Origin of the sequence: Kitasatospora sp. NPDC101157, assembly GCF_044768255.1 — a bacterium.
Taxonomy (GTDB): Bacteria; Actinomycetota; Actinomycetes; order Streptomycetales; family Streptomycetaceae; genus Kitasatospora.
Genome location: NZ_JBIWPL010000048.1, coordinates 23,690 through 30,071 on the forward strand (window position 1 = coordinate 23,690; position 6,382 = coordinate 30,071).

Here is a 6,382-nt window from a genome sequence, read left to right on the forward strand (position 1 = left end):
CAGGAGCCCTGGCCGAGCTGCATGTCGCGGACCACGTCGAGGTCGGTGAAGGTGGGCGGCGCGTCGCAGAGCGCCACCATCTCGCGGAAGATCCGGTCCGTCTCGGGGAGCTTGGAGTTGCGCATCGCCTCCTCGTAGGAGGGGAACTCCACGATCTCCACCACGTGCCTGCTGTCGGAGCGGTCGGTACCGACAACCGCGTGCGAGGCGGTCCTGGTGCCGTTGGTGGCCTCGACCCAGCTGTCCATGAGCTGGTTGAGGTCGTCGAGCCTGTCGGTCCTGCAGTCGATGATCTGGACGAACGCCATGGCGAGCCTCCTGGACCCCCTCGGTCTCGATCGTCCGCGGGCCGTGCTCGCCCTCGGTCACCACTGTCCTCTCGCGGAGGCGGACCGGGCAAGGGGTGGACCGACGGGAGGGGGTGGACCGGGCAAGGGGCCGGACCGGACGGAGGGCGGGAGGGGCCTACTCGGCCTTGGCGAAGCGGATCTGCTCGGTGGCGAGCATCAGCTCGGCCTGGACGGCCAGCTCCTGGCCGTCCGCGGGGACAGCCGGCTCGGGCTCGGGGAGGGCGGTGAACACCCAGGTGCGGTACGAGACGAAGCGGAACACGGTGGCCACGCCGAGGCCGATCACCTTGGCGCCCAGCTGCTCGTAGTGCGAGTCCAGGTGGAGCACGTAGACCGTGAAGGCGAGCACGCCGGTCTCGATCAGCATGCCGATGCCGCTGAACACCAGGAAGAGCGTGATCTCCCGCTTGCGCGAGGCGGCGTCGCGGTCCCGGTACAGCCAGTAGCGGTAGCCGAGGTAGTTGGTGGCGATCGCGATCACCGTCGCGGCGATGTTGGACCGCAGCGAGGCCAGGCCCAGGCCGTTGATGCAGACCCAGAAGACGGCGAAGTTGATGACCACACCGCTCAGGCCGACGATGCCGAACTTCACGACCTCGCCCGTGAGCCCGCGCAACTTCTGCACGAGCGGGGGCTTCGAAGCTGCGGTCGTCGCCATACCGGGTGGCCTCCATGTACCTACGGGAAAAAGGGCGTCCCACTGGGCCGGGGAATCCCTTCAGCCCTGCGTGCACGCACATGATCCGACCGCGCGGACGAGGACCTGGCCGTCCAGGCTACCCGCTTCCATCGAACGGCTCAGCCGTCCGGGCACGGGGGTTGACATCTACGCGCGTCCACTACTCACGGACCCACCGCGGCTCCGAGGCCCCCCACCGGCCCGGATATCCTGGCGTGGTGACTTCCCCGGGCAATGTGAATTTTCCAGTGGTGGGCATGATCGGTGGCGGGCAGCTGGCCCGCATGGCACACCAGGCGGGAATCCCGCTCGGGGTCCGGTTCAAGCTCCTCGCCGACACCCCCCAGGACTCCGCCGCACAGGTGGTTTCCGACGTCGTCCTCGGTGACTACCGCGACCTCGACACCCTGCGCCGCTTCGCGGCCGGCTGCGACGTCATCACCTTCGACCACGAGCACGTCCCCACCGAGCACCTGCGCGCCCTGGAGGCCGACGGCATCGCCGTCCGCCCCGGCCCGGAGGCGCTGGTCAACGCCCAGGACAAGGGCGTGATGCGGGCCAAGCTCGACTCCATCGGGGTGCCCTGCCCCCGGCACCGGATCGTCGCCGACCCGGCCGACGTCACCGCTTTCGCGAACGAGGGCACCGGCTACCCGGTCGTGCTCAAGACCGTCCGCGGCGGCTACGACGGCAAGGGCGTCTGGGTCGTCGACGACGAGGAGCAGGCGCAGGCCCCGTTCCTGGCCGGCGTCCCGGTGCTGGCCGAGGAGAAGGTCGACTTCGTCCGCGAGCTGGCCGCCAACGTGGTCCGCTCGCCCAGCGGCCAGGCCGTCGCCTACCCGGTCGTCGAGAGCGTCCAGGAGAACGGCGTCTGCGCCGAGGTCACCGCCCCCGCGCCGGACCTCGACCCCGCCCTCTCCGACGAGGCCCAGCAGCTCGCCCTGCGGATCGCTGGCGACCTCGGCATCGTCGGCCACCTGGCCGTCGAGCTGTTCCAGACCCGGGACGGCCGGATCCTGGTCAACGAGCTCGCCATGCGCCCGCACAACTCCGGGCACTGGACCCAGGACGGCGCCGTCACCTCGCAGTTCGAGAACCACCTGCGGGCCGTCCTCGACCTCCCGCTCGGCGACCCCCGGCCGCGCGCCAAGTGGACCGTCATGGTCAACGTCCTCGGCGGCGACTACCCGGACATGTACCACGCCTTCCTGCACTGCATGGCCCGCGACCCCGGCCTGCGGATCCACATGTACGGGAAGGACGTGAAGCCCGGCCGCAAGGTCGGCCACGTCAACGTCTTCGGGGACGACCTCGACGACGTCCGCGAGCGCGCCCGCCATGCGGCCGCCTACCTGCGAGGAACGATCACCGAATGACGAACCCTGTCGTTGGCATCGTGATGGGCTCGGACTCCGACTGGCCGGTCATGGAGGCCGCCGCCCAGGCCCTGGACGAGTTCGAGATCCCGTACGAGGTGGACGTCGTCTCCGCCCACCGGATGCCCCGTGAGATGGTCGCGTACGGCGAGAAGGCCCACCAGCGCGGCCTGAAGGCGATCATCGCGGGCGCCGGCGGCGCGGCCCACCTGCCGGGCATGCTGGCCTCCGTCACCCCGCTGCCGGTCATCGGCGTGCCGGTGCCGCTGCGCTACCTGGACGGCATGGACAGCCTGCTGTCCATCGTCCAGATGCCGGCCGGCGTCCCGGTGGCGACCGTCTCGGTGGCCGGCGCCCGCAACGCGGGCCTGCTCGCGGTGCGGATGCTCGCCGCGTTCGACCCGGAGCTCACCGAGAAGATGACCGACTTCCAGGCCGAGCTGAACAACCAGGCCACCGAGAAGGGCAAGAAGCTCCGGGCCAAGGTGGCCGGCTCCTCGTCCTTCGGCTTCGGCAAGTAGGACCCGCCGGCAGGGTGGGGTAGAACAGCCCGTATGACTTCTCAGCCGGACTCCGCCACCCTGCTGGCCGCCGCCCGGGCCCTGCTGCGGACCGCCCCCGTGGTGGACGGTCACAACGACCTCCCCTGGGCGATGCGCGAGCAGGCCGGGTACGACCTCGGCGCGCTCGACCTCGCCGCCGACCAGAGCGACCGCCTGCACACCGACCTCGCCCGCCTCGCGGAGGGCGGGGTCGGCGCGCAGTTCTGGTCCGTCTACGTGCCCGCCTCACTGGCCGGGGACCACGCGGTCAGCGCCACCCTGGAGCAGGTCGACTTCGTCCACGCCCTGGTCGAGCGCTACCCGGACCGGCTGCGCCTGGCCCGTACCGCCGCCGACATGGAGGCCGCCCGCGCCGAGGGCCGGATCGCCTCGCTGATGGGCGCCGAGGGCGGCCACTCGATCGACTGCTCGCTGGCCACCCTGCGCGCCCTGTACGAGCTCGGCGTGCGCTACCTGACGCTCACCCACAACGACAACGTGCCGTGGGCCGACTCCGCGACCGACGAGCCGGTGGCCGGCGGGCTGACCCGGTTCGGCGAGGAGGTCGTCCGGGAGATGAACCGGCTCGGCATGCTGGTCGACCTCTCGCACGTCTCCGCCGACACCATGCGGGACGCCCTGCGGGTCACCGAGGCGCCGGTGGTCTTCTCGCACTCCTCCTCCCGCACCGTCTGCGAGCACCCGCGCAACATCCCGGACGACGTGCTGGCCCAGCTGCCCGCCAACGGCGGGGTGGCGATGGCGACCTTCGTTCCGAAGTTCATCCTGCCCGCCGCCATCGAGTGGACCCTGGCCGCCGACGCCAACATGCGCGCCCACGGCTTCGACCCGCTGGACACCACCCCGGCCGCGATGGAACGCCAGCGCGCCTTCGAGGCCGCCAACCCGCGCCCGATCGCCACCCCGGCCACCGTCGCCGACCACCTCGACCACATGCGCGAGGTCGCGGGCATCGACCACATCGGCATCGGCGGCGACTTCGACGGCACCGCCTTCCTGCCGGACGGCCTCGACTCGGTGGCCGGCTACCCCAACCTGGTCGCCGAACTCCTCGGCCGCCGCTGGTCGGAGGCCGACCTGGCCAAGCTCACCTGGCACAACGCCGTCCGCGTCCTGCGCGACGCCGAGTCGGTCGCCGCCTCCCTGCGGGCGAGCCGCCGGCCCTCCATCGCCACCATCGCCCAGCTGGACGGCTGACCCAGGTCCTAGCCGAGCCGCGGGATCTCGATGGCCGGGCACCTGTCCATCACCATCGAGACCCCCGCGGCCCGGGCCCGCCCGTACGCGGCCTCGTCGACGACCCCGAGCTGGAACCAGACCGCCTTCGCCCCGACCGCCACCGCCTGGTCGGCCACCTCCCCGGCCAGCGAACTGTTCACGAACACGTCCACCACGTCGACCGGGAACGGGATGTCCGAGAGCGAGGCGTAGCCGGGCTGGCCGAGGACGGTCTCGGCCTTCGGGTGCACCGGCACGATCCGCTTGCCGTAGCGCTGGAGGACCCGGGCCACCCCGTACGCGGCCCGGGCGGTGTTGTTGGACAGGCCGACCACGGCCCAGGTGTCGCCACTGCTGGTGAGGATCTCGCGGACCGTCGCGTCGTCGCCGTAGTTCGTCATGCCGGTGCCAACGGCGTCTTCGGGTGCGGCATTCCGCGCCTCAGGGCAGCGGACGCGTCCGCTGCGGCCATGCCCCCCACCTCCTCCGGCCGTCCCGGCGATCGGCGCCGGGGACCGCGTCAGCTGGGACGGCCGAGGGCGCGGTAGGTCCAGCCGGCGGCGCGCCAGGCCTCGGCGTCGAGGACGTTGCGGCCGTCGAGCAGGCGGCGCTCGGCGACGACGCCGCCGAGCTCGGCCGGGTCGAGCTCGCGGAACTCGGCCCATTCGGTGAGGTGGAGGACCACGTGGGCGCCCTCGGCGGCCTCCAGGGTGGAGTCGGCGTACGCCAGCGAGGGGAACATCTTGCGGGCGTTGTCCACGGCCTTGGGGTCGTAGACGGTGACCTGGGCGCCCTGGAGCTGGATCTGCGCGGCGACGTTGAGGGCGGGGGAGTCCCGGATGTCGTCCGAGTTGGGCTTGAAGGCGGCGCCCAGGACGGCGACCCGGCGGCCCAGGAAGCCGCCGCCGCACTGCTCGCGGGCCAGCTCGACCATCCGCGAGCGGCGCCGCATGTTGATCGAGTCGACCTCGCGCAGGAAGGTCAGCGCCTGGTCGGCGCCGAGTTCGCCGGCCCGGGCCATGAACGCGCGGATGTCCTTGGGCAGGCAGCCGCCGCCGAAGCCGAGGCCGGAGTTGAGGAACTTGCGGCCGATCCGCTCGTCGTGTCCGAGCGCGGTGGAGAGCAGGGTGACGTCCGCGCCGGCCGCCTCGCAGACCTCGGCCATCGCGTTGATGAAGGAGATCTTGGTGGCCAGGAAGGAGTTGGCGGCGGCCTTCACCAGCTCGGCCGTCGCGTAGTCGGTGACCAGGAACGGCACCCCGGCGGCGATCGGGTCCGCGTACACCTCGCGCAGCAGCCGCTCGGCCCGCTCGCTCTGGGCGCCGACCACGATCCGGTCGGGGCGCAGGGTGTCCTGGACGGCGAAGCCCTCGCGCAGGAACTCCGGGTTCCAAGCGAGTTCGGCGGCCTCGCCGACCGGCGCCAGTGCGGCCAGCCGCTCGGCCAGCCGGGCCGCCGAGCCGACCGGCACGGTGGACTTGCCGACCACCAGGGCCGGGCGGGTCAGGTGCGGCGCGAGGTCATCGATCGCGCTGTCCACGTACGACATGTCGGCGGCGAACTCGCCCTTGCGCTGCGGGGTGTTGACGCAGATGAAGTGCACGTCGCCGAACTCGGCGGCCTCCTTGGCGGAGGTGGTGAAGCGCAGCCGCCCGGTCGAGCCCTCGTGTCCGGCCACGTGCTTGAGCAGCAGCTCGGACAGGCCCGGCTCGTACATCGGAACCCGGCCGGCGGTGAGCATGGCGATCTTGTCGGGGTCGATGTCCAGACCCAGCACCTCGAAGCCGAACTCGGCCATCGCGGCGGCATGCGTGGCGCCGAGGTAGCCGGTGCCGATCACGGAGATGCGGAGGGTCACGGGTTCCCCTTAGTGCGGGTTCGACCAGTAGAGGGTGCCCCTGATGCTATCCGTCCCGGCCGGGTCGGCACCCGGCGCCCGCGCGTCACCCGCACGCCGAGGAAGCTAGGCAGCCGCAGGTCGGAGCCCTAGGATCTCTACTGAACGGTAGTTAACCGCGATTTCGACTCGGATCGGACGTCGTTCGGGCGTCGGTCACTGGACGACGAGGCAGGCATCATGGCGGGCAGCGCAGGGGCGGCTGACTTCGATCTCTTCCGTATCTCCGAGGAGCACGAGATGCTCCGTGAGGCGGTGCGTTCGCTGGCCGAGGCGAAGATCGCTCCGTTCGCGGCGGA

6 protein-coding genes and 2 pseudogenes are annotated in these 6,382 nt (G+C 71.6%); 4 read left to right on the forward strand and 4 right to left on the reverse strand.

Features of this window, described 5'->3' with window-relative positions; all coding sequences use genetic code 11:
- Positions 1-8 precede the first annotated feature (8 nt).
- Positions 9-308: pseudogene (locus ACIRVF_RS41825) on the reverse strand (ester cyclase); the annotation flags it as partial.
- A gap of 157 nt (positions 309-465) precedes the next feature.
- The gene (locus ACIRVF_RS41830) at positions 466-1,008 is read right to left on the reverse strand and encodes a GtrA family protein (RefSeq protein ID WP_402830180.1); all 543 of its coding nucleotides are present in this window, start codon (positions 1,006-1,008) and stop codon (positions 466-468) included.
- A 257-nt stretch (positions 1,009-1,265) separates the two neighbouring features.
- On the opposite strand from ACIRVF_RS41830, the gene ACIRVF_RS41835 reads away from it, so the two are divergent.
- Genes ACIRVF_RS41835 through ACIRVF_RS41845 form a run of 3 tightly spaced genes read left to right on the forward strand, consistent with a single transcriptional unit; the run spans position 1,266 to position 4,165 of the window.
- On the forward strand, positions 1,266-2,405 hold the full coding sequence (locus ACIRVF_RS41835; RefSeq protein ID WP_402830199.1) for a 5-(carboxyamino)imidazole ribonucleotide synthase: 1,140 nt from the start codon (positions 1,266-1,268) through the stop codon (positions 2,403-2,405).
- Positions 2,402-2,926, forward strand: a complete 525-nt coding sequence (purE, locus tag ACIRVF_RS41840; RefSeq protein WP_402830183.1) for a 5-(carboxyamino)imidazole ribonucleotide mutase — start codon at positions 2,402-2,404, stop codon at positions 2,924-2,926. Before ACIRVF_RS41835 ends, purE begins: the two co-directional genes overlap by 4 nt.
- A gap of 33 nt (positions 2,927-2,959) precedes the next feature.
- On the forward strand, positions 2,960-4,165 hold the full coding sequence (locus ACIRVF_RS41845) for a dipeptidase (RefSeq protein ID WP_402830186.1): 1,206 nt from the start codon (positions 2,960-2,962) through the stop codon (positions 4,163-4,165).
- Between the two features lie 8 nt (positions 4,166-4,173).
- Here ACIRVF_RS41845 and ACIRVF_RS41850 read toward each other — a convergent pair whose 3' ends face one another.
- Both ACIRVF_RS41850 and ACIRVF_RS41855 read right to left on the reverse strand, forming a co-directional pair.
- Positions 4,174-4,587: a CoA-binding protein gene (locus tag ACIRVF_RS41850; protein WP_402830188.1), complete on the reverse strand. Its 414-nt coding sequence runs from the start codon at positions 4,585-4,587 to the stop codon at positions 4,174-4,176.
- Between the two features lie 119 nt (positions 4,588-4,706).
- The gene (locus ACIRVF_RS41855; RefSeq protein ID WP_402830191.1) at positions 4,707-6,044 is read right to left on the reverse strand and encodes a UDP-glucose dehydrogenase family protein; all 1,338 of its coding nucleotides are present in this window, start codon (positions 6,042-6,044) and stop codon (positions 4,707-4,709) included.
- Between the two features lie 219 nt (positions 6,045-6,263).
- Between ACIRVF_RS41855 and ACIRVF_RS41860 the strand changes: the two are divergent.
- Positions 6,264-6,382: pseudogene (locus tag ACIRVF_RS41860) on the forward strand (acyl-CoA dehydrogenase); the annotation flags it as partial.